At 70.9% G+C, this 23,056-nt stretch carries 19 protein-coding genes and 1 pseudogene; 4 read left to right on the top strand and 16 right to left on the bottom strand.

The annotated features are described in order from the left end of the window. Positions 1–2: 2 nt before the first annotated feature. The 11 genes from POF73_RS03740 to POF73_RS03690 form a co-directional block, all read right to left on the bottom strand. Positions 3–2,105: a hypothetical protein gene (locus POF73_RS03740; RefSeq protein WP_272112976.1), complete on the bottom strand. Its 2,103-nt coding sequence runs from the start codon at positions 2,103–2,105 to the stop codon at positions 3–5. 69 nt (positions 2,106–2,174) lie between these two features. Then, positions 2,175–2,774 carry a hypothetical protein gene (locus POF73_RS03735; protein WP_272112975.1) on the bottom strand — a complete coding sequence of 200 codons (600 nt, stop codon included), beginning with the start codon at positions 2,772–2,774 and terminating at the stop codon, positions 2,175–2,177. Beyond that, the gene (locus tag POF73_RS03730; protein WP_272112974.1) at positions 2,740–3,543 is read right to left on the bottom strand and encodes an FkbM family methyltransferase; all 804 of its coding nucleotides are present in this window, start codon (positions 3,541–3,543) and stop codon (positions 2,740–2,742) included. The genes POF73_RS03735 and POF73_RS03730 overlap by 35 nt, the downstream gene beginning before the upstream one ends. Beyond that, positions 3,540–3,776, bottom strand: a complete 237-nt coding sequence (locus POF73_RS03725) for a Trm112 family protein (protein WP_272112973.1) — start codon at positions 3,774–3,776, stop codon at positions 3,540–3,542. The genes POF73_RS03730 and POF73_RS03725 overlap by 4 nt, the downstream gene beginning before the upstream one ends. Next, positions 3,773–4,687, bottom strand: a complete 915-nt coding sequence (locus POF73_RS03720) for a hypothetical protein (RefSeq protein WP_272113188.1) — start codon at positions 4,685–4,687, stop codon at positions 3,773–3,775. The genes POF73_RS03725 and POF73_RS03720 overlap by 4 nt, the downstream gene beginning before the upstream one ends. A gap of 24 nt (positions 4,688–4,711) precedes the next feature. Beyond that, complete coding sequence (locus POF73_RS03715; RefSeq protein ID WP_272112972.1) at positions 4,712–5,458, bottom strand: class I SAM-dependent methyltransferase; 747 nt, start codon at positions 5,456–5,458, stop codon at positions 4,712–4,714. Continuing rightward, positions 5,455–6,846: a condensation protein gene (locus POF73_RS03710; RefSeq protein ID WP_272112971.1), complete on the bottom strand. Its 1,392-nt coding sequence runs from the start codon at positions 6,844–6,846 to the stop codon at positions 5,455–5,457. The genes POF73_RS03715 and POF73_RS03710 overlap by 4 nt, the downstream gene beginning before the upstream one ends. Continuing rightward, a complete protein-coding gene (locus POF73_RS03705; protein WP_272112969.1) occupies positions 6,843–11,504 on the bottom strand; it encodes a DUF3367 domain-containing protein in 4,662 nt (1,553 codons plus the stop codon). The genes POF73_RS03710 and POF73_RS03705 overlap by 4 nt, the downstream gene beginning before the upstream one ends. Then, the gene (locus POF73_RS03700) at positions 11,501–12,178 is read right to left on the bottom strand and encodes a class I SAM-dependent methyltransferase (RefSeq protein ID WP_272112968.1); all 678 of its coding nucleotides are present in this window, start codon (positions 12,176–12,178) and stop codon (positions 11,501–11,503) included. The genes POF73_RS03705 and POF73_RS03700 overlap by 4 nt, the downstream gene beginning before the upstream one ends. Positions 12,179–12,314: 136 nt before the next feature. Beyond that, positions 12,315–13,475 (bottom strand): glycosyltransferase family 4 protein, encoded by a 1,161-nt coding sequence (locus tag POF73_RS03695; protein ID WP_272112967.1) that lies wholly within the window; start codon positions 13,473–13,475, stop codon positions 12,315–12,317. Positions 13,476–13,693: 218 nt separating this feature from the next. Continuing rightward, positions 13,694–14,680: a DUF3068 domain-containing protein gene (locus POF73_RS03690; RefSeq protein ID WP_272112966.1), complete on the bottom strand. Its 987-nt coding sequence runs from the start codon at positions 14,678–14,680 to the stop codon at positions 13,694–13,696. A gap of 264 nt (positions 14,681–14,944) precedes the next feature. Here POF73_RS03690 and POF73_RS03685 point away from each other — a divergent pair, with 264 nt between their 5' ends. Further along, positions 14,945–15,097, top strand: a complete 153-nt coding sequence (locus POF73_RS03685; protein WP_272112965.1) for a hypothetical protein — start codon at positions 14,945–14,947, stop codon at positions 15,095–15,097. A 2-nt stretch (positions 15,098–15,099) separates the two neighbouring features. Then, positions 15,100–16,347, top strand: coding sequence for a helix-turn-helix domain-containing protein (locus tag POF73_RS03680; RefSeq protein WP_272112964.1), 1,248 nt, complete (start codon positions 15,100–15,102; stop codon positions 16,345–16,347). A gap of 16 nt (positions 16,348–16,363) precedes the next feature. Here the strand turns inward: POF73_RS03680 and POF73_RS03675 are convergent. The 5 genes and pseudogenes from POF73_RS03675 to POF73_RS03655 all read right to left on the bottom strand — a co-directional run. Next, positions 16,364–16,771 (bottom strand): annotated as a pseudogene (locus POF73_RS03675) (hypothetical protein); the annotation flags it as partial. Positions 16,772–16,802: 31 nt separating this feature from the next. After that, complete coding sequence (locus POF73_RS03670; protein ID WP_272112963.1) at positions 16,803–17,423, bottom strand: DUF2269 family protein; 621 nt, start codon at positions 17,421–17,423, stop codon at positions 16,803–16,805. Positions 17,424–17,553: 130 nt separating this feature from the next. Beyond that, positions 17,554–19,437, bottom strand: a complete 1,884-nt coding sequence (locus POF73_RS03665; RefSeq protein ID WP_272112962.1) for a KedN5 family methylcobalamin-dependent radical SAM C-methyltransferase — start codon at positions 19,435–19,437, stop codon at positions 17,554–17,556. Positions 19,438–19,512: 75 nt separating this feature from the next. Next, on the bottom strand, positions 19,513–20,121 hold the full coding sequence (locus POF73_RS03660) for a LysE/ArgO family amino acid transporter (protein ID WP_272112961.1): 609 nt from the start codon (positions 20,119–20,121) through the stop codon (positions 19,513–19,515). Positions 20,122–20,124: 3 nt separating this feature from the next. Further along, the gene (locus POF73_RS03655; RefSeq protein ID WP_272112960.1) at positions 20,125–20,892 is read right to left on the bottom strand and encodes a B3/B4 domain-containing protein; all 768 of its coding nucleotides are present in this window, start codon (positions 20,890–20,892) and stop codon (positions 20,125–20,127) included. Positions 20,893–21,372: 480 nt separating this feature from the next. Here POF73_RS03655 and POF73_RS03650 point away from each other — a divergent pair, with 480 nt between their 5' ends. Together POF73_RS03650 and POF73_RS03645 are read left to right on the top strand one after the other, a co-directional pair. Beyond that, positions 21,373–22,146: an IclR family transcriptional regulator gene (locus POF73_RS03650; RefSeq protein WP_272112959.1), complete on the top strand. Its 774-nt coding sequence runs from the start codon at positions 21,373–21,375 to the stop codon at positions 22,144–22,146. Continuing rightward, positions 22,143–22,997: an SMP-30/gluconolactonase/LRE family protein gene (locus tag POF73_RS03645; RefSeq protein ID WP_272112958.1), complete on the top strand. Its 855-nt coding sequence runs from the start codon at positions 22,143–22,145 to the stop codon at positions 22,995–22,997. The genes POF73_RS03650 and POF73_RS03645 overlap by 4 nt, the downstream gene beginning before the upstream one ends. The last annotated feature ends 59 nt before the right edge of the window (positions 22,998–23,056 follow it).

The following is a 23,056-nucleotide window of genomic DNA, read 5'->3' as shown; positions in this document are numbered from 1 at the left end:
GTTCACGCCCCGTCACCGAGCCGCTCCAGACCCCGCAGCACGCTGATGAGCCTGGTGCCCTCCGCGCACAATGGCTCCAACTGGTCGATGACCTCCTGCCGGGCCCGATTCTCCGGCTGGGCGATGCGTTCCTGGATCAGTGCGCTCGATTCCTCAAGCATTTCCCGGTACTGGGCGAGATTGTCGGCCAGGTGATCGATGACCTCGGTCCCCCGGACACTGACCGCCAGGGTGAACTGCTCCTGGACGGCCGCTGCTTCCGTGTCGATGTCCTGGATCCATTCCTCGCGCAGGACATCGAGCGAGCTGGCGCTGCGCTTGTGCTTCTGGACCACCGCATAGACCAGCGCCGCGACCCCGGCGACCAGTCCCGCCGGGGGCACGAGGGTCCCCGCCGCGGCCAAGCCGTACACCCAGCTGCCGCCCGCCGCCACGGGGGCGGCGAGGCCGACCAGCGCCGCTGCCCGTTGCACGATGTCGTACCCGGTCGTCGTGCTGCGCCGGGGCTGCTGGGTCACCGATACGTCGTTGACGTCGAAGGTGAACTCAGGGAGACGTCCGGCGAGTTGCCGGTCACCGAAGTACCGGTCGACTGTGCGGACAACGTCCTGTTTGAAGTCGTCGTACTCCTGTGACCACAGGGTCACGGGGCCGGTGGCGGACTCAAGCCAGGCGCGCAGGGTCTGTGCCTTGAGGAGCTGGACCTGATGCGCCTTCGCCGTCTTGTTCAGGTCGGTTTCCCTGATGGTGGCGTCGAGCTGGCCATGCAGGTGGGCGGCAAGGCGGCTGAACGGCCGGATGGAGCGCCGGACGCGGTCGTGCAGTTTGCGTTCCAGTTCCTCCCTCATGGCGGGCAGGGCGGTTTCCACGAGATGCACCCGGCGGCGCTGGTTTTCCAGCCGTTCCTTCAGTTCGTCGATCTCCAGGCGCTCGGTCTGCAGCAACTGGTCGAGCACCTCGTGCCGTGGGCCGATCAGTTGGCGCGCCCAGGCAGCCACCGCCGCGATGTGCCGGATGCCGGTGCCCGAGCTGATGAGGTCCTCAAGCGCCTGGCGCAGCTCGTCCATCTTGCTCTTGTTGCGCTCGCGATGGGAGGCTGCCTCCGCTCCCTCCGCGGCAAGCTTGGCCGCACGGGCCTCCCGCGCGGCGGAGACGGCGATGAAGCCCCCGCCGAAGAAGCCGAGGTCGGGCTCGCCGCTCGGCAGCGTGAAGTTCTCCTTGAGGTACTGGTTGTTGCGGTCGACCGTCGCCTTCCACGCGGGCTGGTTGCGCAGGTCGTAGTGGTCCGCCCGGTCGATCGCGGTGACCACCCACACCACCCGCTTGCGGCGGCCCTGCGGACCCGACAGCAGACAGTGGTCGTACAGGTCGCGGATGAGCTTCAGGTCCTCGTCCGACAGGGTGCGGTCGGCAGGGGTGGCGTAGAGGTAGCAGTCGGCCTCCAGCAGAGCTCGGCGGACGATCGTGTCGTGGACCGGGTTGGGGGAGCCGACGCCGGGCAGGTCGTAGAACTTGGCCGGCAGGGGCGTGTCGGCCAGCTGCAGCTCAACCTCCGCCACCTCGCGCCCCCGGTGCGGGCGGAGTCGGTCGGCGATGTCCGCGGCGTGCATCGCATACGCCGCGACCACGGACGGCGCCGGTGAGTTGCCCACGTCCTCCCACTCGTCCGGTGGCGCGTCGGTGAACCTCACCCGCAGGAACCCGGTGCCCGAGGCGTCGACCTCCGCCTGGCCGTCCACCGGGACCACGCTGGCCGGGCAGGCCGTCGTCGGCACGGGGGAGGACGGCAGCAGTCCGACGTACTTCTCCCCGGGCTCACCGTCCGGGTCCGATGCGGGCACGTCCACCAGGTCGAGGCCGCCCTGCAGCCCGCTGAGCAGGAAGCTCTTACCGGACGAGAAGTAGCCGAGGAGCGCCACGTTGATCAGTGTCGTGGACACCCGCGTGCGCAGGCGCCGCAGCGCGCCGGCCTCCTCCCGTAGCTCCTGTGGCCAGGTGCCGGATACCTCTGGGGCCGCCTCCGCGGCCTCGAACCATGTCTCACCGTCGCCCAGCGCGGCTCGGAGCACGTTGCGGGCCTCGTCCACATCTCTTGGCACAGTCACAGCTGACATATAGCCGAGTAGCGGGAGTTGACAGAACGGTTCCGCAAAAACCTCACAGGCCGGTCAAGTTCAGGCCCGGACTGCGACCCGCTGCAACAACCCCCACGTGAACTCAGCCACCACCTCCCGCCCCACCCCCTCCTCGTCCGGCGCCCGGAACGCCAGCCCCCAGCGCGTAGGAGCCGTCCCCTCCAGTGGCCGGGCGGGGGCGAAGGCGTGGGCGGCCTCGTCGACCGTGCAGGACCAGGGGGTGAGGTCGGAGAGGGTACGCAGGGTCGGCCCCTTCGCCCCCGGCGTACGGATCAGCCACTCGTTCCAGACCGTGCCGTTCGGGGCGAGGAGTACCTCGAAGCGGAGGTCGGGCCAGAGGGGGACGGGCCAGAGCCAGGCCTCGCAGTCCAGGTCGCCGACCTTGCGGGTGATCACGGACTCGGGGGCGCCGAGGACCGAGCGGTAGCGGGCGGCGGCCGTGCGGGACCGGGGCGAGCGGACCATCGCCTGCCAGCGTTTGTTCGCCTCGCGCATCTCGGCGAGGGAGACGCCGAGTTCGCGGCGGGCGTTCTCCACCAGGTCCGGATTGTGGTCGGCCATGCGGCGCAGCAGCACCAGCTGGAAGTCGCGTGCGGTGAACGGGCTAGCGGGGGGCTTTCCGGAGGGCATGCGCTCCATCGTCGCCGATCGGACGGCGGCCGTCGGGGAGAAAGAGGACCGAATTGACGTACCGCGGGCCGCGGAACGGCAGCACCCGGCGGAGCAGGCCCTGCGCGACGACGTGGCAGGCCTCGGCCTGGTGGGCTTCGAGGGGGAAGGAGGTCAGCGGGACCCAGTCACGGCCGGGCAGGACCCAGCCGTCGTAGCCGAGCAGCGACAGATACGTCACCACCGGGCCGATCGGCTGGATGCGGGACTCCAGCTCGATGAACAGGGCGGGCCGGTCGCGCGCCAGAATGCCGGTCGCGCCGCGCAGCACCGCCAGCTCGCTGCCGTCCACGTCGACCTTGACGAACCCGACGTTCTTGAGCCCGAGTTCGTCGAGGGTGACACAGCTGACCGGCAGCGCCGTGGCGTGGATGTTCCGGCGGACCAGGGAGGACACCCCCCGGTCGCCCGCGTCGTGCGGCGGCAGCCAGAGCCGGGCCGCGCCGGGGCGCTCGGCCGCCGCGGCCTGTACGACCCGGACGTTGGGCGGGGCCGTCGCCGCCAGGAGGCGCGCGAGGTGCGGGACCGGTTCCACGGTCACCACCCGGCGGGCCCGCCGCGACAGCCGCCGCGTCCACGGGCCGTACCAGCCGCCGACGTCCACGGCCGTGCCGCACCCGGCGGGACACAGCTCCGCCAGCCGGGCCAGCTCCGGTTCGAAGCGCGGGTAGACGGCCCGGGCGACGGCGGCGACCAGGCGGGTGGGCAACAGCGGGGCGATGCTCGCGGTCAGAGTCATGGAGCCATCCGTTTGAGGAGTTCCTCGTGTTCGTCGTCGGAGACCTGCTCCCCGGACGCCGGCAGCAGCTGCGGGATGCCGTCGACGATCGGGTAACGGCGGTGCAGCCGCGGGTTGTACAGCGACTCGGGCGGCTCCTCCTCGTCCTCGGAGACATCCGGTACGACGAGGTGCAGCGGTCCCTTGTCGAGCGGGCAGGCCAGGATCCGCAGCAGCGGGTCGTCGGGTTTCATGGCGGTGTCAACTCCTTGGCGCCTATGGGGGGTTGCGGAGACTGCGCGGGCGGATCGTGCCGCGGCATCGACAGCAGTACGGCGATGGCGAGCGCCGTACCCGCGACCCGCAGCGCCAGCCGCAGCGGGTCCTCGGGCAGCGCCTCGCCGAACGACAGCGTGCCGAGCACGGCCGTGTAGAGGCAGGTCACCGTCGTGCACACCGGCACGATCAGCGAGGCCCGGCAGCGTTGCAGCGCCGCCTGCGACATGACCAGCCCGAACGCGCCGGTGAAGAGCAGGAGATACGGGTACGGGGAGCGCAGCAGGTTCAGCAGCGAACCGCCGATCGCGCTCGTCGTCAGGTAACTCGACACCCCCTTGATGGCCAGCGAGCTGACCCCGTACAGCAGACCCACCGCCACGCCGTACTCGACGCCGGTCGTCGGCAGCCGGTGCCGGTGCCGGGTCCTGCGTTCGGCCGAGTTGTACAGCCACACGCCCGCGCCCAGCGACGGCACGCACACCAGCAGGATCAGTGGGTACGGCGCCGCCCGGCTGACCGTCTCCGAACCCTCCCGCAGCGACAGCACGACCATCAGCAGCGCGGCGAGGATCGCACCGAGCGCGTACCGCTCCCGCCCACTGGTCTCCTCGCCCAGCAGCCGCGCGGAGAGCAGTACGAGCAGCACGAGCCCGGAGACGAAGATGCCCTGCGCGGCGGCGATCGGCAGGGTGCGGTAGACGACGAGCTGCGCCCCGAATCCGGCGGCCAGGGAGAGCGAGCCGCCGATCCACAGCGGGCTGCCGAGCACCAGCCGCAGCAGCCGGGCGGGTTGCCGGATGCTCACCTGCGGAAGTGCGGTGAGCGCCCGTTTCTCCAGGACGAAACCGAGGCTGTACAGGGTGTTCGCCAACAGGGCCGCGGCCACTCCCCACCACATGGTCAAGCCCCCCTAGGTCCGCCGTGCGTGCAGCAGGAGGATCGACGCGAGCGACGGCCTGGCGCAGGCCAGCCGGTCGAGGGGGCGCAGCGGACGCGGTACGCCGTGGAAGGGCGCGCCTGCGAGGCGTACGACCTCGAAGCCGGACGCGGCGACGAACTCCCGCAGCGCACGGGCGGTGTAGAGCCGTAGATGCCCCACGACCTCCCGTCCCGGCCGGCCGTGGATCGCCCGCAGACTGACCTCCGAGAACACCGGCTGCACCCCGGCCAGCAGCAGGGCGCGGTTGTACCAGGCGGCCAGGTTCGGGGTGGACAGCATGAGGTGGCCGCCGGGCCGCAGCACGCGCCGGATCTCGTCCAGGGCGGCGTCCGGGTCGACGAGATGCTCGATCACCTCGCTGAACAGCACGGCGTCGGCGGCCCCGGACCTGAACGGCAGCCCCCCGTCGGTGAGTTCACCGCGGACGGCGTACGGGATCCGGGTGCGCGCCCGGCGCAGGGCGTCCTGGGACCAGTCGATGCCGACGATGCGGTGGCCTGGGAGGAAGGGGGCGGCGGTGGCCGCGGCGGTGCCGTCGCCGCAGCCGATGTCGAGGATCGTGCGGGTACGACCGGCCGCCTCCGCTCCCGCTCCCAGGGCCTCGGCGAGCATGCGGGCCTGGCGGCGGCTGCGGGGCGTGCCGGAGGCGACGGGGACGGCGGGGTTCTCGTAGAAGTCGCGCAGTTCGGGGGGTTTCACGGGGGAGGTCGTGCTCACGGGGTCACCTCCGTGGTGTGCAGGTAGTGCTCGAAGAGGTCCCGCAGATGGGCTCCGTCGCCGTGGCTGAGCAGGGCCCGGGACCAGCGCAGGGCGAGATGCAGCCGGCCCGCGGTCGACGCGGTGGTGACGGTCAGGCCGCGGGGCATCCGGGCGGGCGCCGAGAACCACACGGCGTGCGCGCGGCCGGCCTCCGCACCGAAGTCCAGGGGGTACGGGATACGGCCGATGTTGCTGAGGAGCGTGGTCGAGGTCCAGGGCGCGGCGGCTCTGCGCAGGCCGCGGGTGAGGGCGGCGCGGACGGCCACGGGGGCCCAGGGGGCGGTGAGCAGGGAGGCGCCGTGGCCCAGCTGAGGGCGGGGGAGGGACTTCAGGGCGCGGGTCCGGGTGGCCGTGCGGCGCAGGAAGGCGGCCATGTCGGCCGGGTCGTGCACCCTCAACTCCTCGGGCGCGAAGGGGACTTCGACCAGTCGGGTGCCGTTGCCGATGGGCATGGTGACGTCCCGGGGGCGGTCGTCCACGGGCATGGTGATGCGCAGCGGGCGGGGGCGGTCGCCGTGCTCTCTGTTCCAGTGGGCGATGGTCAGGGCCGTGGTGACCATGAGCTGGTCGTTGACCGTGTATGGGGAGCCCTTGGGGCGGTGGGGGAGTGGGAGCTCGGTGACGAGCATGCCGTTGCCGGGAGAGGGCTCGGGGGTTCCGGGGGCCACGCGGGCGGGGTGGGACCAGTTGGAGGGGGCGTCCTCGGGGGGTGGGGGCGCCTCGGGGGTGGTGCGGTCGGGCGGTGCGGCGGGGGAGTTGTCCTTGCCGCCGTAGAGCTCGGCTGCGGTGGCCAGGACGCGGAGGCAGGCGGGGCCGTCGAGGGCGGTGTGGTTGATGGTGAGGAAGAGGACGGTCGTCTGTGGGGTGGGTGGCTGTGGGCCGTCGGCGCCGCGCGGCCGTACTCCAACGGCGTCGGTCGCCTCGCTGCCCTCGACGGAGCCCGCCCCCTCCACCACCTCCAGCCTGATCGGCGGCGAGAGGGACAGCGGCGGCGCCTCGGTGAGCGCCCGGGTCCGCGCATCGCGCAACGCGTCTTTTCCGGGCGCCGGAAAACTCACCACTTCCACGTCCGGCTCCGCCGTCAGCTCCCATTCGTACCGGCGCCGGTACCACCGCCCCGGCGCCTCCCGCATCAGAATCCGGGGGTGCCGGCGCAGCGCCTCGCCGAAGGCCGCCCGCAGTCGCCCCGCGTCCAGCGGCCCCGGCAGATGGACCTCGATGTGCACCGTCTCCGGCTCCTCCTCCTGGAGACAGTGCCGCGAGACTTCGTCCACGACGGGGAACGGGAGGCGTACCGGCGGCCGCAGCGGACCGTCGGCGCGTGCGGGCTGCTGCAGTGCGGTCATGTGGCCTCGCCCTTCCCCGGGTCGCCGTTGCCTGTGCGGCCGTTCTGCGTGTCGCCGTTCCCCGAGCCCTCGCGGTCGGGCGCCCCGTCAGGACGGCTTCCGTCGGGCCGGGTCGCCCGGAACCTCGGCTTGCCGAACCCGATGCGCGCCGTCGGCGGGTCAGGCTCCGGCCCGCCGGGCCCACGTGCGGAGACGGTCGGCCCGGAGGCGGGCCGGGGCTCGGCAGCCCCGAGCGGCTCGGCACCCATAGGGCTCCGCCCCCGCTCCCGATGCGGCAACGGCCCCGTCGGTGGCCCGGACGCCTCAGGCGCGCCCGTGCCCGGTGCGCCCGTGCCGGTACCCGGAGCACCGCCGCCTCCGCCGACCGGCGGCAACACGGCCGTAGAGCCGGACGAACCCGAACCCGAGCCCGCACCAGCACCGGCACTCGCTCCCGGGCCTGCGCCGCTCGGGAATCCGCCCGGTCCGCCCGGTCCTCCCCGGCCCACGCCACCTGCGAGTCCGCCCGACACCCCGGGGCCACCCGACGCTCCGACCGTCTCCACCGGCTCTCGCACCGCAACCACCCCGGCGAACAGCCCGATCAACGCCAGCAGTTGAGCCGCAGGCCCGAAGGCACCCTCCCCGGCCCCCACCGGCTCCCCGGCACCGACCGCCGCGGCGACCCCCGCCCCGGCAAGGGCCACGAACGCGATCGGCATCAGCAGCGCATGCCTCCGCCACGCCACCACCGCCAGCGCCGGCACCAGCAACGCGAACCATCCGGCGATGAACACGCCGACCACCGTCACGGCCACCGTGCCCAGCCACAGCCCCGGCAGCGGCGGAGCGGGCTGCGGCTCGTCCGGGTTGGGTGCCCGGCGGCGCCACAGCGCCAGTCCGGCCAGCAGCGCGAGCGCGACCGCACTGCCGATCAGCCCGCCCTCGTAGGTCACCGCGGGCTCGTAGGACAGCTCGACCTTGCCGCCCGCGCCCGCCGGGATCCGCCAGCCCTGCTGCCAGCCGTCCAGGCGTACCGGCGTCAGCTCCTTGCCGCCCAGCGTGGCGCGCCAGCCCTCGTTGAAGTTCTCGTACGTCGTCAGATAGCTCGCCGCGCCCGACCCGACCGTCACCGCGCGCCGGTCGCCGAGCCAGTCCCGTATCTTCAGCTCACGCCCGGCCGTCGCGGCCTCGGCGACGGTGCCGCGGGTCAGGGTCACGTCGGTCACCGTGAGGGGCCCGGCGTCCCCGGCCTCGACCTGATGGTCACCGGCGGTGAGCCGCAGCTCGGTGTCGTTCCGCCCGCGCTGACAGAGCGTCACCTCGACTCCACGCCGCTCGACCAGGTCCCGTACGGTGCCGCGCACGCTGGTCCGGTACAGCTCGCCGTCCACCGACAGCACCGGCCCTTCGCCGCACGGCAGCGAGAACGGCCGGGTCTCCCGCGGCTGCGGGGTCCGGTACTGGTCGAGGGCCGGGACGTAGGCCTCGGTCAGGCCCACCGGCAGCCGCAGGTCCTCGCCCACCATCGGGTTGTAGAGGGTGAGCGGTGCGGTCTCGGTGATCGTGATGTCCAGGCGGTCGGTGGTGATCGGCGGGAAGCGGACGTTGCCGTTCTCGTCGACGCCCGCGATCGCCGCGCCGTCCGGGGAGCTGATGTGCACCTCGGTGGGGCGGGTGGAGAGTCCGCCCGCCGGTGCCAGCACGATCTCGCCCACCGCCTGCTTCCCGGGCCAGCGCAGATGGATCGTCGGCCGGTCGCCCGCGATCCACGCCGTGGTCAGATCACCGTCGGTGAGATTGCGCGGTGACAGCCCGGCGCCCAACCGCGCGGTGGAGTCGGCCGTGGCCACGATCCGGTTCCGCTGCTCCGGCGCCACCTTGTACAGCAGCTTGTCCAGCTCCTCGCCGGCCACCGGCACCGCGTTCGCCCGTATCCGGTACGTCCCCTCCGCCGACGTCGTGAAGCGCCGGTGCAGGCCCGCCTCCGTGCCCGTCGGGGACAGTCCGGTCGGGTCGGCCGCACGGGACAGGGAGACGATCTCGGCGGCGGCTGCGGACTTCCCGGCGTCGCCGGGCAGCCGCAGCAGCCGGGTCACCTGGACGTCCGGCAGGTCGATCTCGGAGAAGCCGGCCCCGGTCAGCCCGGCCCGCCGGGCCACGGAGTCCGTGATCGTCAGTTTCATCCAACTCGTCGCGCCGGCAGGCGCCTTGACCGACTGTGTCGAGCCGTCCGGCCGGAGGACGGAACTCACCGTCCCCTTCTCCGTCTCCACCCGCACCCGGGTGGCCGCCTCCCGCACACCCTCCTGCGGCAGCGGCGTCACCTTGAACGACGACGGCATGTCGTACGAGCCGCCCGCGAAGGCGATCCGCAGCCACTCCCCTTCCGGCGACCCCTCCGAGCCCTCGGTCCACGCCGTGTCGGGGTTGCCGTCGAACGCGTTCACCGGGTCGAACTGCGGCAGATGGAACAGCCAGCTGCCGTACGACGACGCCGTCACCGACCGTGCCCCGCGCAACTCGGCGACGGTCTGGTGGTCGAGGCCGGTGCTGGGCAGGATCTGGTGCGGTTTCTCCCCCGCGTCCTGCGCTGCGTCCGGCGCGTTGCGCTCGCCGCGCGTGTACGTGTACGAGGTGGTGCCGCTGATCAGCCCGAACCGGGTGTCCGCGCGCCGCATCCCGTCGCCGACCACCTGCACCGGCGGTGAGCCGAGCCCGGGATGGTTGTCGCCGGTCAACACGCTTGCCCTGCCGCGCAGTCGGGACGCCAGCGGCAGCAGCGCCTCCGGACCGCCGGAGACCACGGCCGTGTCGGCGACCGGCTGCAGTCCGGCCTGGTGGGGGCGCGGCACGTCCTCGCTGACAGGCTGGTAGATCTCCACCGCCCGCTGCTGCGGATACAGCCCCTCCACCTGGAGCGGGGTGTCCGGGGCGATCGTCCCGCCGGTCATCACCGGCCCGAGGCCCGTCACCCGCTCATAGCCGGACTGTTCGAGGGACCGCTTGACGGTCGTCGACGGCACGGAGCCGATCTGGTCCGGGTCGAGGTCGTTGCGGACGACGACGTAGTAGATCCCCGCCCGGCTCAAGTAGTCGGCGAGCCCCGGCACTTGGGCGCCGCTCGTCAGCGCCTGCTCCACGGCGTCCATGGCACGCCGGTTGCCGGGGGCGCCGAACGGGACGTAGTCCCGCTGCGCCCAGCGCGAGTCGGCGACGACGTCCAGGGGCTGGTCGATGGTCGAGCCCCAGGTGTAGATGCCGTGCGCGGTGGCCGGTACGACGAGGGTGCGGGCGTCGGGCGAGTACTTCTTCATCCAGTCGGCCGTGGCCTGCCAGTACTCGGGGATCTCCTTGAACGACCCCGGGTTGAGGATCGAGCCGTTCAGATACGGCCACATCAGCCCCGGCAGCACCAGTACGGCCGCGATCAGCGGTGCGAACCGCCGCCCCCGCACCGGCCGCGCCCCGCGCGTCTCGCCCGCCACGCCCGCCAGATGGGCGAGCCCCAGCACCAGCGCCAGGGCGAGCCCCGTCTGGAACTTGTAGATGTTCCGGAACGGGACGAGCGCGCCGTCCAGCCAGCCCTGCACGGTCTCGTGGAAGGGCGCGCCGAACGCCCCGCCGTACCCGGCGAGCAGGATCAGCGCGGTCGTCACCACGGTCAGTACCAGCCACCGCCGCTCCGGCATGTCCCGCCGGGCCAGCCCCGCGAGCCCGAGCCCGGCGGCGAGCGCCGAGCAGACGATCACGACGACGGACGAGGCGACGGTCCAGCCGGCCGGCAGCCAGGCCTCCCCGAAGTGCAGATAGGCGACCCAGTTCCCGGCACCGCGCAGCGCCTCGGTCGCCGACATGGTCTCGGTCGTGGTCTGCGAACTCTCCACGTAGGGCAGGAAGTTCTCGCCGTAGGTGCCGAGCAGCAGAAGCGGGATCACCCACCAGGCGGTCGCCAGGATCACCCCCGGCACCCACCACGCGATCAGCTTCCGCTGCCGTGGTCCGGGCGGACGGGAGAGCAGATACAGCCCGACGGGCAGCAGCGAGGCCAGCGTGGAGGCGGCGTTGACCCCGCCCATGAAGGGGATGATCAGCGCCGACCGCAGCGCGGCGACCCGGGCGGCGTACCGCTCGTCGGTCAACGGCAGCAGCACCCACGGCAGAACCGCACCCGGCAGCGCGGCAGCCGACGTGGACCCGATGACGATGGTGAAGACGGGCCAGAGCGCATAGGCGACGGCCGCCACCAGCCGTGACCCCCCGCTTCCCACCCGCAGCCGCTCGACCAGCCGCAGTGCACCCCAGAAGGCGACCGACACGATCAGCGACAGCCACAACCGTGTCGCCAGCCACACCGGCAGCCCCACGACGTCGGCCAGCCAGTAGAACGGCAGCATCGGCCACAGATAGCCCGAGTACTGGTTCTGGATCCCGCCGAAGCTGCCCTGGTCGGACCACAACTGCCCGAGGCCGGCCAGGAACCGGCCCGGATCGACCGTCACACCCAGCTTGGTGTCGAAGGTCTGCCGTCCCGGCTGCACCGCCAGCAACAGCACGAACACCACGGCCCAGAATCCCAGCAGCCAGCGCCGCGACCTCGGACCCTCCGGGGGCCCCGAGGCGGGCACGGAGGTGGGCACCGCTGCCGGGGGAGGAGCCTGGACCGTGGTCGTCGTCATGGTGGACACCGCCGGAGGATGAGGAGGAGGTTCCAGGTGGCGAACTCGCGTATGCCGGGTGCCTTCACGACCGTCTCCGCGAGGAACGGCCAGTAGCGGGAACGTGCCGAGACGATCTCGACGTCGTCACGGGCGCGGACCTGCCGCAGGGTGGCGCCGATGTGCACGGCGAACAGGTTCTCGCCGAGGGTGTGCTTGGCGGCCCGTCCGGTACGTCGCCGGTAACGCGCACGGGCCCGCTCGGCACCGAAGTAGTGCCAGGGGGCCCACTCGTGGCCGCCCCAGGGGGACAGCCAGTTGGTGAACGACACGTAGACCAGCCCACCGGGCCGGGTGACCCGCGCCAGCTCACTCAGAAACGTCTGCGGATCCGCCACATGCTCCAGCACATTGGAGGAGAAGGTGACGTCGGCGACCCCGTCCTGAAGGGGCAGCAGATACCCGTCGGCGACGACGGCCCCGTCGGAAGGCTTCTCCCCGAGCTCGTCCAAGTCCGGCTCGAAGAGATACGCAGACGCACCCCGCCGCCGAAACTCCTCGGTGAAATAGCCGCTGCCTCCACCGACGTCGACGACGGTACGACCGGAAACCGACCCGCCGTAGGCCTCGACCTGATCGGCGGCGTCACGGGCGAGAAGCGAGTAGCAGGATTCAGGATCATCCTGTTCATGCATGAACGCACGAAAGAGGGCGAGAGACCGCCGAAAGGAGGGGTCCTTGTTGACGCGGGGTTCGGACACGTCCCTGAAGGGGCGCGGGGAACTGCGCGACCAGCCACGAACTACAGGCACCCGCGACACGACCTTGCCCTTACGGAGCATAGGCGTCATGCCCCTTCACCGCCTCGCCGGCAACGGCCAAGAACTGCCGCACCGTCCGATCCCAGCGATAGCGCGCCGCCCGATCCCGCGCAGCCTTCCCCATCAACTCCCGTCGATGCCCGGACAACGCCAGCGTGCACCAGGCAGCCGCGAACGAGGACTCACCCTGGGCCAAGACCCCGGTTTCCCCGTCCACGACGGAATCCCGAAGCCCGGGCACATCAAAGGCAATGGTCGGCGTCTCCCGAGTCGCGGCCTCGGTGACGACAAGTCCCCACCCCTCCACGGCCGAGGGATGAAGCAACAGCCACGCCGCACACAGCAGCCGATGCTTCTCCGCCTCCGACACATGCCCGACGAACTCCACACCGGGCCCGGCGAGCTGCTGCAACCGCTGTCGCTCGGGTCCGTCGCCGACGATGACCAGCCGCCCACCGGTCACGGGCCGCACCCGCTCCCACAGCCGCAGCAGCAGATCGATCCGCTTGTACTCGACAAGCCGCCCGACGGCAACGAACAGAGGCTCCGGCGAGCGTTCCCCCAGAGGGCCCGGCTCCTCAACTCCGTTGTGCACGACGCGAATACGCTCCCGCTCGACCCCGAGATCCCGCAGCGCATGCGCGGTCGACGGGGAGACGGCGACCATCAGACTCCGCCGCTGCGCACCGGTCAACGCCCAGTGCTCCAGTCTTCGGCCAAGGCGGGCCGCAGGCGCCAGCGCCCCGCCGAACCGCATGCTCCACAGATCGGTGTGCACATGGTTGACCAGGCACAATGTGGGCCCGCGATGCCATAGGGGCGAGAAGTACGGCATCCCGTTGCAGACCTCGACCAGCAGATCGCAGTCCCCGACCTGACGGGCGAAGGCGGATCTGGCGCGCAGGTAGTGGCCGTAGGAGCCGCCCGCCGACACGACTCTGTAGTCGCGGTAGGCCGCGGGGCCTCCGCACAGCAGGGTGACCTGATGGCCGAGCCGGGTGAGGCCGTCGGCGAGACGGTCGACCAGCAGCTCGGAGCCGCCGGCGGATCGGTTGCCCAGGTCACGATGGGCGAGAAAAACGATTCGGCGCGGATGTGGGGGGAGCGCCGGAGGGTGCTGCGACGCCGTGGGGAGACTGGCGCGCAGCGGGGATGGCACGTGCTGGGGCATGTGTGCTCCAACTCGTCTCAGGGTGCGGAACTCAGTGTGGGGGAGAGGAGGGTTTGTGGTCCCGTGGGGGTTTCAGTAGTTTTTTGGTCGCTTACGGTCGTTGTGCGTGGGGTGTGGACAGGCTGTGTCCGGGTGGGGGTGGACAGTTTTCGCCCAGCCGTTCGCCAGGGCTACTCACCGGCGTGACAATTTCCGGCTTTATTAGAGCTGACGTCACGTCACATTGTGAGCGACGGCTGGGGCATCTCGACCGTACCGGGAGATTCCGGCTCTTTTCGGCCTCGTGCCACCAGAACGGCACCCACCACCGCAAGCACGAATCCCGCACCGGCAGCCCCGATGGGCAGCGTCTCGCCCACCATGCGCAGCAGTCCGCTGTCCCGTTTCGCCTGCCGTACGGCCTCCTTCTGGGTGGCCGTGGTGAAGGCGATGTTCTCGCTGTCCAGCAGTACCGCGGCGTCCTTGTCGCCGCCGGGCGCGCGCAGGGTGCGGCGCGGACCGGTCTGGGCGTAGATCACGCGCCCCGTGCGCTGGTCGACGACCAGCTTGAACCCGTGGTTGGAGTACCACTCCTCGGCCAGCACCTGCGGGCGTTTCGGCTGGTCGACGATGCTGCCGGGGACGAGCCGGGTGCCCACCTTGCGGGGCGCGACCGTGGCGGTGAACCGATAGCCCATGTACCCCTGGATCTTCTCGGTGCCGTCGTACCGCATGGTGACCGTGGTCCCGCCGCTGTTGTCCCACCACTGGTAGGAGCGTTTCTGCACATCGAACGGGAACTTCAGATAGGCCTCGCCCTCGATGTACGGGGTCTCCTTGCAGCAGTGCACCGGCCTGGTGGTCTTCCGGTCCATCACCCAGCGGTGCGGGGTGAAGTCCAGGGCGTCGTGCGGGTCGGCGGCCGGGAGTGACTTGTCGGTGTCGACGGTGGTGATCACGTCCCAGACGGCGTTGCCGCTGCGCTCACTTTCCGCCACATTGCCGCGCACCCGCTGGGTGACGGTGATCCGCTGATCCGGCACGGTCTCGATCTTGTCGGTGTCGAAGACACTGCCGGTGCCCTTGTAGACGGCCGTGGTGTCGATGTCGATGGGGTTCACGGCGGCGCGCGGGGTCACATACCAGGCCAGCATGGGCGCCAGTACCAGCAGAAACGTGCCGAGGCCCAGCAGAATCAACGAGAGAGGTGAGGCTTTACGGCGCATCCGGCACTCCTGGGGTTTGACGCATGGTCGATGCACGGTCGGTGCACGGTTGTTGCCTGGCCGTTCTTGGGCCGGGAACCGTAGGCGTCCTTGGACGGAGTGTCAACGTCTTGACGGCCGTCTCGCCGGACGACTTGATGGAACGTCTTGACGGGCTGTCACGGCTTGTCGAGACTGAACCCGACAGGCAGGGGTCGGGATCAGGCTGGCACCACCGGGGTGGGGACGATCTCCGGGATCTCGGACAGAGAGGCTGACCCTGCGATGTCCAGACTGCTCGCCGCCGCGCTGACCGTGGCGCTCGGCGCCGTACTCGCGGTGGGCGCCGCGCTCGGCGTCGTCGCGCTGCTGGAAGCGACGCCCGACCAGCCGAACACACCCTTGATCACATACGAGCAAGCGGGCCAGGGGAGTTGACCGTGGCCGCCACCCGCTCCCCGGCCTCCCCCGCCGCCGTACCCCGCTCGGCCTGGCGCGACGTACCCCGCTTCCAGGTCCGTCGTTTCGCGGAGCTGGCCATGGCGGACGCCCCCGCCCTCGCCCAGGAGATCCTCAGCGAGATCCAGCGCGAGTACCCGCAACTGCCCGTCGTCCTGGACGAGTCGGGCGAGCCGATGGCCCTGGTCGGGATCAGGCGAGCGATCGAGGTCTTCGTCCAGCACCTGGAGACCTCGGAGGGCCGCCCGACCGTCCCACCCGGAGTCTTCCAGGACTTCGGCCGGGGCGAGGGCCTGAACGGCCGCTCCCTCGACTCCCTCCAGGCGATCTACCGCATGGGCGTACGGCTGGCCTGGCGCCGTTTCGCCGAGATCGGCCAGCGCGTCGACATCCCGCCGCCCGCGATGTACGAGCTGGTGGACGCGGGTTACCAGTACCTGGACGGCCTGGTCGACCAGTCGGTGCGCGGCTACGCCGAGGCGGCGGCACGCCAGGCGGGGGAACGGCTCCGCCTGCAACGCCGCCTGATGGAACTGCTGCTCGCCGAACACCACCGGGGCGACCCGGCGGACGCCCTGTCGGACCGGGCCGCCCGCATCGGCTGGCCGCTGCCCGAGAAGGTCGCCGTCGGCGTACTGCTGCGCCCGGCGCGGGAGGCGGTGGCGCCGGCCGTGGGGCAGGGCGTGCTGCTCGACATGGAGTACGAGCAGCCCCGCATGGTCGTCCCCGAACCGGACGCCGCGGGCCGGCCCGAACTCCTGCACCGGGCCCTGTCCGGCTGGGCGGGCGCGATAGGCCCCCCGGTCCCGCTCGCCGACGCGGCGAAGTCACTGCACTGGGCCGAGGCCGCCGTACACCTGATGGAACGGGACCTGCTCCCGACCGGCGACGTCCTCTACTGCACCGAGCACACCGAGGCCCTGGTGCTCCTGCAGCCCGAGGAACTCATCGACGACCTGGCGCTCAGATGCCTGGCCCCACTGCAGCACTGCGGCCCCACCCACGGCCGGCGGCTGGCCGAGACGTTACTGGCCTGGCTGGAGACGAGGGGCGGTGCACCGGAGGTGGCGGCCCGCCTGGGGGTTCATCCCCAGACGGTCCGCTATCGGCTGCGCCAGATCCGGGAACTGTGGGGTGGCGAGATGGACGACCCGGACCGGCGCTTCGAGCTGGAACTGGTGTTGCGGGCCCAGCGGTTGAGGGGAGTGCTGGGGGAGGCGCACCGGTAGTGGTTGCCGGTGTGTCTCAGAGGCCGTGACGGCTCTTCGGATGGCGCCAGAAGTCGCGGAACATCCACTTGTCGAACTCGGTGATCTGGGCGGCGGAGCCGGCCTTCATCAGGAAGCAGCACTGGCCGGTCGGGGTCCAGTCCTAGAAGTCGTCGAGGCCGAAGGTGTGGCCGACTTCGTGCAGGTAGATGTGGATGTTCTCCTGGTTGAGCGCGGAGGTGAAGTACTCCTGGCCGACCCGCCGGCCCCAGTCACCGCCGGCCCCGCCCTGGAAGCCCTTGGTCAGCCACAGGGACTGGTCGTAGTGGCGGGCGGCGCCGCCCGGGCACCTGGAGCAGTCGCCGTCCTGGTGGAGGAAGCGGCCGCAGTCGGGGGCGCACTGCGGGGAGCCGCCGCCGTCCGGCATGCCGGTGTAGACCGGCACGTTCCGGTACGGCCACTGGGGGAGGCGCGGGTCACACGGTCTGTCGGGCGGGCTTGGCGGTGCCGACGCCGATGGCGCCGCCCGGAGTGCGGGCGGACGCGGCGCGCAGACGCCGGCCGCGGCGGGTCGGCCCCCAGGGCTTGAGGATCGAGATCACCGTCATGAAGACGTACGCCGACAGCGACACGATCGGCCCCATCATGACGTCGGTGGCATCGGGCAGCGGCCCGCCCGCGGCGACGGCGCTGACGGTGGTGCCGAGGCCGGGGCGCAGGGCGAACGTCGTGGCGGTGATCGTGGCGAGGGTGAGCCAGAACTTGATGTAGACCCACCGGTGCCGCGCCAGCCCCCACTGCGTGCCCAGGGACAGGACGAGCCCGCTGACCAGCGTGAGGAACGCGACGGGCAGCAGCAGCCAGTCGGCGAACAGCTTCATGGACCGCACCGACGCCTCCACGATCACCGCGGACCCGGTGGTGCCCGCGGTGATCGCGAGCGCGAGCAGCCCGAGCGTGAGCCCGAGCCAGCAGGCGGAGGCGATGACATGGACGACGAGGACGGCCCGGCGCACGGGCCGGCTCAGCCTCCTGGAGGCGGAGGACGACGTGGACGGCGTGGACGAGGCGGACGACTTGGAGGACGTGGAAGGCATGCACAACACCGTGCCGGGCGGCGGCGGTGGAGACGTCTGACAGGGGGAGTAACCCGGCGTACTGGCGGGGGAGTAGGGGGCCGACCGGTTCAACCGATCGGTGCACCGGTCCGCCCCCTTCGGATGCTGATCAGGCGTGGGCCAGCCGTGCGGCCCGGGTGAAGTAGTGGGCGCCGGTCTCGTGGTTGTCGAGGTGCTGGTAGAAGCCGCTCATACCGCGGAACACATACTGTGCGTCCTGCGCGTCCGGTGGCGTGAGATCCCCGGCGGCCACCCGGTCGAGAATTTCCGCCATGGGGTACGGGAAAACGGCTTCCTCACTGACGTACTCGCCGTCGTCCTCGCGCCATCCTGCGGGCAGCGGGGTTCCCGGCGGCTGGTAGACGGGGCGGCTCCAGCGCTCGAAGGCGTACATGTGCCTGCCCGCGTCCACCCAGTCCGTGGGGAACTCGGGCACGATCGTCTCCGTCCACCACCGTTCGATCTCGCGGTCCAGCAGTGGGTCGCTGTAGAGCATCCGGTGGCCCGCGGCGACCGCCGGCGACTCGGCGATCACCGGGAAACTGTCACGGAAGGCGGCCACCGACGGGTGATCGCAGCTCTCGATCCACTCCAACAGGCTGTGGATGACCTGCGACTGCGTCATCCCGGCCAGCCTCCGCGCCGGATGCCACAACCGCTTGAAGTACTGGTTCTCACCGAGGATCCGCGCCAGGTACATGAAGCGCTGCATGCGGAAGTTCTCGTCGAGGGTGGAGCTGCGGTTGGCGAGGACGTACTCGAAGTCGTCCGACTGACCGCGCACGGTGACGAATCCGTGGATGTCGCGCTGCTCGCTGTAGTCGGTGTTCGGCAGGAGCAGGAGCGGGTAGACGGCGATCCGCGGGACCCTTTCCGCGAGTTTGTCGTAGCCCTGGTAGAAGGACTCCGTCGTCTCTCCGGGCGCGCCCCAGATGAGTTCGACGAATGCCTCCATCTCTTCCTCGGCCAGCCAGCCGGTCAGTTCCTCCCACTGATTGAGCTTCATGTTGCGGCGCCGCATGTCGGTGAGCGCCTGGTCGGAGAGCGTCTGCAGCGCCAGGGTGAAGGAGCTCTTGAAGCCGCGCTCCTTGAGGGTGCGGACGATTCGGTGGAAGCGCTCGGACTTGTTCTTCGCCCAGTTGGCCTCCAGCGCGATGGGGAAGCCGTACTTCTCGTTCATGCGCAGGAGGTCCTCGGTGAACTCCTCGTCGGCCTGCAGCATGCCGAAGTTGGCGTCGCACAGGAAGACGGTGGGGACCTCGTGGTACCCGAAGAGGTCGAGCTCGGCCGCGAGCCGGTCGCGTGAGAAGGAGCGGACACGCTGGCCGGTGGCACCGCCCCAGTAGCAGAAGGAGCACTTGTACGGGCAGCCGCGGTTCGTCTCCAGGAGAGCGAACTCGTACGGAAAGTGCCCGTCGCGGTCGAGGAGCGGTATCGCCCCGGTGAGGAACGGCGAGGGGATGATGTCCAGGTCGTCGATCCGGTCGCGGCTCGCCGTCGTCATGCAGGTGTCGTCGTCCGGGGAACGGAAGGAGAGCCCGGGGATCCCGGTGAGATCCGGTTGCCGACGGTCGGTGAGGAGGGTCGCCGTCAGATCGCGAAACGTGAGCTCTCCCTCGCCGTTGACGACGATGTCGACGGACGGGCACTCGCGGAACACCTTCTCGCCCTGGTTGCTGACGTGATTGCCGCCGAAGACGGCGACGCCGTTCGGGTTGAGCTGTTTGAAGAGTTCGGCGAGGCAGGCGAAGTTGCGGTAGTTCCAGCCGAGTACGGAGAAGGCGAGAATGTCCGGTATCTCGCCGTCGCCGAAGATCATGTGGGCCATCTGCGTGATGGACCAACCGCCGCGCAGATTGTGGATGCGTACGTCCGTCTCCGGCCCTAAGCCGGGGTCCGCGTCCAGCACGGCCTTCATATACCCGGCGGCCAGCGGCATGGAGTCGATGGGCAGGTCCCAGGCGCTCTGCTGCACTAGACCGATTTTGAGCATGGTGAGATTCCCTTCGGGTGCGGGGTCGACGGGGGGTGAACGAATCGCGAGCGGGACGTGCGGGATGCCAAGTGGTCAGGAGCGCACGAGTTCGCCGGCGAACAGGGCCGCGAAGACGAGCAGCAGGAACCCGGAGCCTCGGTCGATCCAGACGCGGCGGTGCGGGGTCAACCAGCGTCGCAGCGTCGAGGCGCCCAGAGCGAGGAGGGTGAACCAGAGCCACGAAGCGCTCACCGTGCCCGCCGCGAAGACAGGGCGGTGGGCCGGGTCCTGGGCGGCGATGGCCACGCCGAGGATCCCGACCACGTCCAGGACCGAGTGGGGGTTGAGGATGGTGACCGACGCGCACTGGCCGACCACGCGGTGCCAGCGCATCTCCGGGGGCGTGGACTGGTCGAAGTGCTCCGGTCTGGAGCGGAAGGACTTGACTGCCAGATAGGTCAGAAAGACCACGCCGGCGGCCAGCAGAAACTCCTTGATGCCGGGGATGCGCTCCAGCACCGCCGATGTCCCGGCTCCGCCGAGGGATATCAACACGGTGTCACAGACCCCGGCGGCCACGACCGCCACGAACACCCGCGGTATGCCGAAGGTGAAGCCCTGGTTGATCAGAAAGATGTTCTGCGGCCCGATGGGAGTGATCATGGCAAGGCCGAGCAGCATCCCGGCGAAGTAGGCGTCCATGGATCAGCGCGTGGGGGTCCAGGCAACCGTTGTCTCCTGGGCCGGATCGAAGGCGTGGAGGCTGACCGACGAGGCATGAGGAGCGACCCGGTCCGCGAGTTCCCGCTGCGCCTTCTCCAGCACGTCGGGTCCGATGGCGGGGGAGACCCCCTCCAGGAACAGCACGGCGTCGACGGTGGCATGCGTGACTTTGGTGTTGTCGGCGTCCCGATGGTTCCAGTGTCGGGTCAGCACCTGCCGGCCATCGGCGTACACCACCTCGTTCGGCAGCGGCGTCTCCCGCTCCTCCGGCTGCCCGAGAGGGATGTGCACGTCGTCCGGGCGGGCGTAGCGCAGTGTGAAGCCGTGCCGGACCTGCTCCAGGTCGTAGCCGCCGGTAGGCAGCGTGTATCGGAGAGAGACGAGGTTGCAGGTGTCGACGAGCGGTGAGATCCGTGGCAGCCGACGGGATCTTGCGAGCCGGCGCCCGAGGGCGTCGACGCTCGGACGCATCCGGCGCGGATTGGTCCCGAAGCTGCGCAGCAGGCCGTGCCAGGCGGCGATGGCGGGATGGTCCTCGTCCGGCATGCGCCGACGGCCATCGGCCACCTCGGCTTCCAGGGCAGCCAGTTCCGACTCGGTCTCCGCCCATGGCCCGGAGTTGTCCACACCGAGGGCCATGACAACGGCGGTGTGGCAGTCCGGGTATCGGGCGGTGATCTCCGGTGCGATCGTGAGGCGCAGAAGGCGTTCGGCACGGTCGGTGAGCGGAGTGGTGACGGCGTCAGTCATTCAGGCGGTTTCCCGACTTCCATTTGGGGTGAGATCGCACGGTCTCGCGCGCGGGTGAATTCGGGCGCGGACGGACTCGTGCCTGGTACAACGTGCAGCAGGAGGCGATGTCACGGACACGTCGGCACGTCGCTCGGGGTGTCCTTGTGAGACACAAGGGAGGCGGCCGGCTCCCGCCACGATGGGGTCGGGGCCGATTGGGCCCCGTGCGGCTCAGACCACTCCAGACCACTACTCGTGATTTATTCAACTTGTTACCCCTGGGTTGGCGTGTTCCGCACCCAACGTGGCTGAAGTGCCGGACTTGACGCCGTACGCACGTCCCGAGAGGGGCGTCTCCGGTCCGCGTCCTCGCGGCTGCACGACAGGTGACGGATCACTACAGATCTCAAGGGAAAACCGTTAGCCTGTGTTCGTTATCCCGATCGGCTGTTGAAATTTCGAACGCAGCCACACTGACACCAAGGGAGGGGGCCGGACGTGGGACGCCTCGTACCAGCCGTGACCCGGGCTCTCGACATTCTTGAGCTCTTCCTCGACGGGGACGGCACGCTCTCCGCCCCCGACATAGTGCGCAAGCTCCAGCTGCCGCGCACCACCGTGCACGAACTTGTCACCACGCTCGCAGCCCGGTCGTACATCGTCCAGGTGCCGGGGCAGCCGGGACGGTACCGGCTCGGCGTGCGGCCGTACCAGCTCGGCAGCCGGTACGCCGAGCAGCTCGACCTCGCGGCCGAGGGGCAGCAGGTCGCCCGGTCCGTCGCCGAGACCTGCGACGAGACCGTGCACGTGGCCATCCTGGAGGGCACGGACGTCATCTACATCGCCAAGGTCGACTCGACGCACGCGGTGCGGATGGTGTCGGCCGCCGGGCGGCGGCTGCCCGCGCACTGCACCTCCGTCGGCAAGATGCTGCTGGCCTCCCTTCCCGAGCCGGAGCTCACCGCCCGGGTCCCGGACGGGGCCGAGCTGGTGCGGATGACACCCAACAGCATCACCGACCCCGGCGCTCTGCGCGAGGCCCTTGCCGGGATCCGTGAGCGGGGGATCGCCGTCGAGAGCCGGGAGTCCAACCCGGACGTGTCGTGCGTCGCCGCGCCGGTGCGGGACCGTACCGGGCAGGTCGTCGCCGCACTCTCCATCTCCGTCCCCATGATCCGCTGGAGCGACGACCGGCGCGTCGAGCTGGAGCAGCTCGCGGCCAAGGGCGCCGCCGAGCTGTCGGAGCGTCTCGGGCACCGGAGCGTCGCATGACGGCGGCGGCCGGGTACGAGGTCGCGGTACCGGCGGACGCCGAGCTGGGGGAGGGGCCCACCTGGGACCCGGCCAGTGGGCGGCTGCTCTGGATCGACATCCTGCGGTCCCGGATCCACACCTACGACCCCGTCTCCGGGCGACGTTCGGTCCGTACGGCCCCGCAGCACATCGGTGCCGTCAAGCCGCGCGTCGGCGGCGGCCTCGTCCTGAACCTCCGGGACGGTGTGGGGCTGCTGGACCCGGACGACACCTTCCGCTGGCTGCACCACGAGCCCGTCCCCGGCCGCCGCGCCAACGACGCCGCCGTGGCACCCGACGGCGCCCTGTGGGCCGGCACCATGCGCTACGACGAGGCGCCGGGCGGCGGCACGCTGTCCCGGCTCACCGGTGACGGTGCGGTGCGGGTGGTCCTCGACGACGTCGCGGTGAGCAACGGCACGGGGTGGAGCCCGGACGGGCGGCTCATGTACTACATCGACTCGCCGACCCGCCGTATCGACGTCTTCGACCACGCGGACGGGGGCGTCGCCGACCGGCGGCCCTTCGCCGAGATCGAGGACGGCGCCGGGTTCCCGGACGGGCTGACGGTGGACGCGGACGGGTGCGTGTGGGTGGCCCTGTGGGAGGGCTCGGCGGTACGCCGCTACACGCCGACCGGCGAACTGGACCGAGTGATCCCGCTCCCCGTCCCCCGCGTCACGGCCTGCGCCTTCGCCGGTCCCGACCTGACCGACCTGTACATCACCACGGCCCGGGTCGGCCTCACCTCACCACCGCCCCTGGCGGGCTCGGTGTTCGTGGTACCGGGGGCGGGCAAGGGCCTGCTCCAACCGGCGTTCAAGGGCTGAGCCCGACGCCGCTCCCCGGGGGTGGGCCATCGAACCACCGAACCGACCCCCGGGGAGCT

Origin of the sequence: Streptomyces sp. HD, from assembly GCF_028369295.1 — a bacterium.
Classification (GTDB): Bacteria; Actinomycetota; Actinomycetes; order Streptomycetales; family Streptomycetaceae; genus Streptomyces.
The sequence above is the reverse complement of the archived record's forward strand: the minus strand, read 5'-3'. Positions and strand labels throughout refer to the sequence as shown.

Bases quoted from the DNA above. Each gene is read 5' to 3' on its own strand.
- POF73_RS03725 (WP_272112973.1), bottom strand. From the start codon at position 3,776: ATGAAACCCGACGACCCGCTGCTGCGGATCCTGGCCTGCCCGCTCGAC.
- POF73_RS03665 (WP_272112962.1), bottom strand. From the start codon at position 19,437: ATGCTCAAAATCGGTCTAGTGCAGCAGAGCGCCTGGGACCTGCCCATC.
- POF73_RS03695 (WP_272112967.1), bottom strand. From the start codon at position 13,475: ATGCCCCAGCACGTGCCATCCCCGCTGCGCGCCAGTCTCCCCACGGCG.
- POF73_RS03655 (WP_272112960.1), bottom strand. From the start codon at position 20,892: ATGACTGACGCCGTCACCACTCCGCTCACCGACCGTGCCGAACGCCTT.
- POF73_RS03670 (WP_272112963.1), bottom strand. From the start codon at position 17,423: ATGCCTTCCACGTCCTCCAAGTCGTCCGCCTCGTCCACGCCGTCCACG.
- POF73_RS03705 (WP_272112969.1), bottom strand. From the start codon at position 11,504: ATGACGACGACCACGGTCCAGGCTCCTCCCCCGGCAGCGGTGCCCACC.
- POF73_RS03660 (WP_272112961.1), bottom strand. From the start codon at position 20,121: ATGGACGCCTACTTCGCCGGGATGCTGCTCGGCCTTGCCATGATCACT.
- POF73_RS03735 (WP_272112975.1), bottom strand. From the start codon at position 2,774: ATGGAGCGCATGCCCTCCGGAAAGCCCCCCGCTAGCCCGTTCACCGCA.
- POF73_RS03700 (WP_272112968.1), bottom strand. From the start codon at position 12,178: ATGCATGAACAGGATGATCCTGAATCCTGCTACTCGCTTCTCGCCCGT.
- POF73_RS03685 (WP_272112965.1), top strand. From the start codon at position 14,945: ATGTCCAGACTGCTCGCCGCCGCGCTGACCGTGGCGCTCGGCGCCGTA.
- POF73_RS03710 (WP_272112971.1), bottom strand. From the start codon at position 6,846: ATGACCGCACTGCAGCAGCCCGCACGCGCCGACGGTCCGCTGCGGCCG.
- POF73_RS03730 (WP_272112974.1), bottom strand. From the start codon at position 3,543: ATGACTCTGACCGCGAGCATCGCCCCGCTGTTGCCCACCCGCCTGGTC.
- POF73_RS03645 (WP_272112958.1), top strand. From the start codon at position 22,143: ATGACGGCGGCGGCCGGGTACGAGGTCGCGGTACCGGCGGACGCCGAG.
- POF73_RS03690 (WP_272112966.1), bottom strand. From the start codon at position 14,680: ATGCGCCGTAAAGCCTCACCTCTCTCGTTGATTCTGCTGGGCCTCGGC.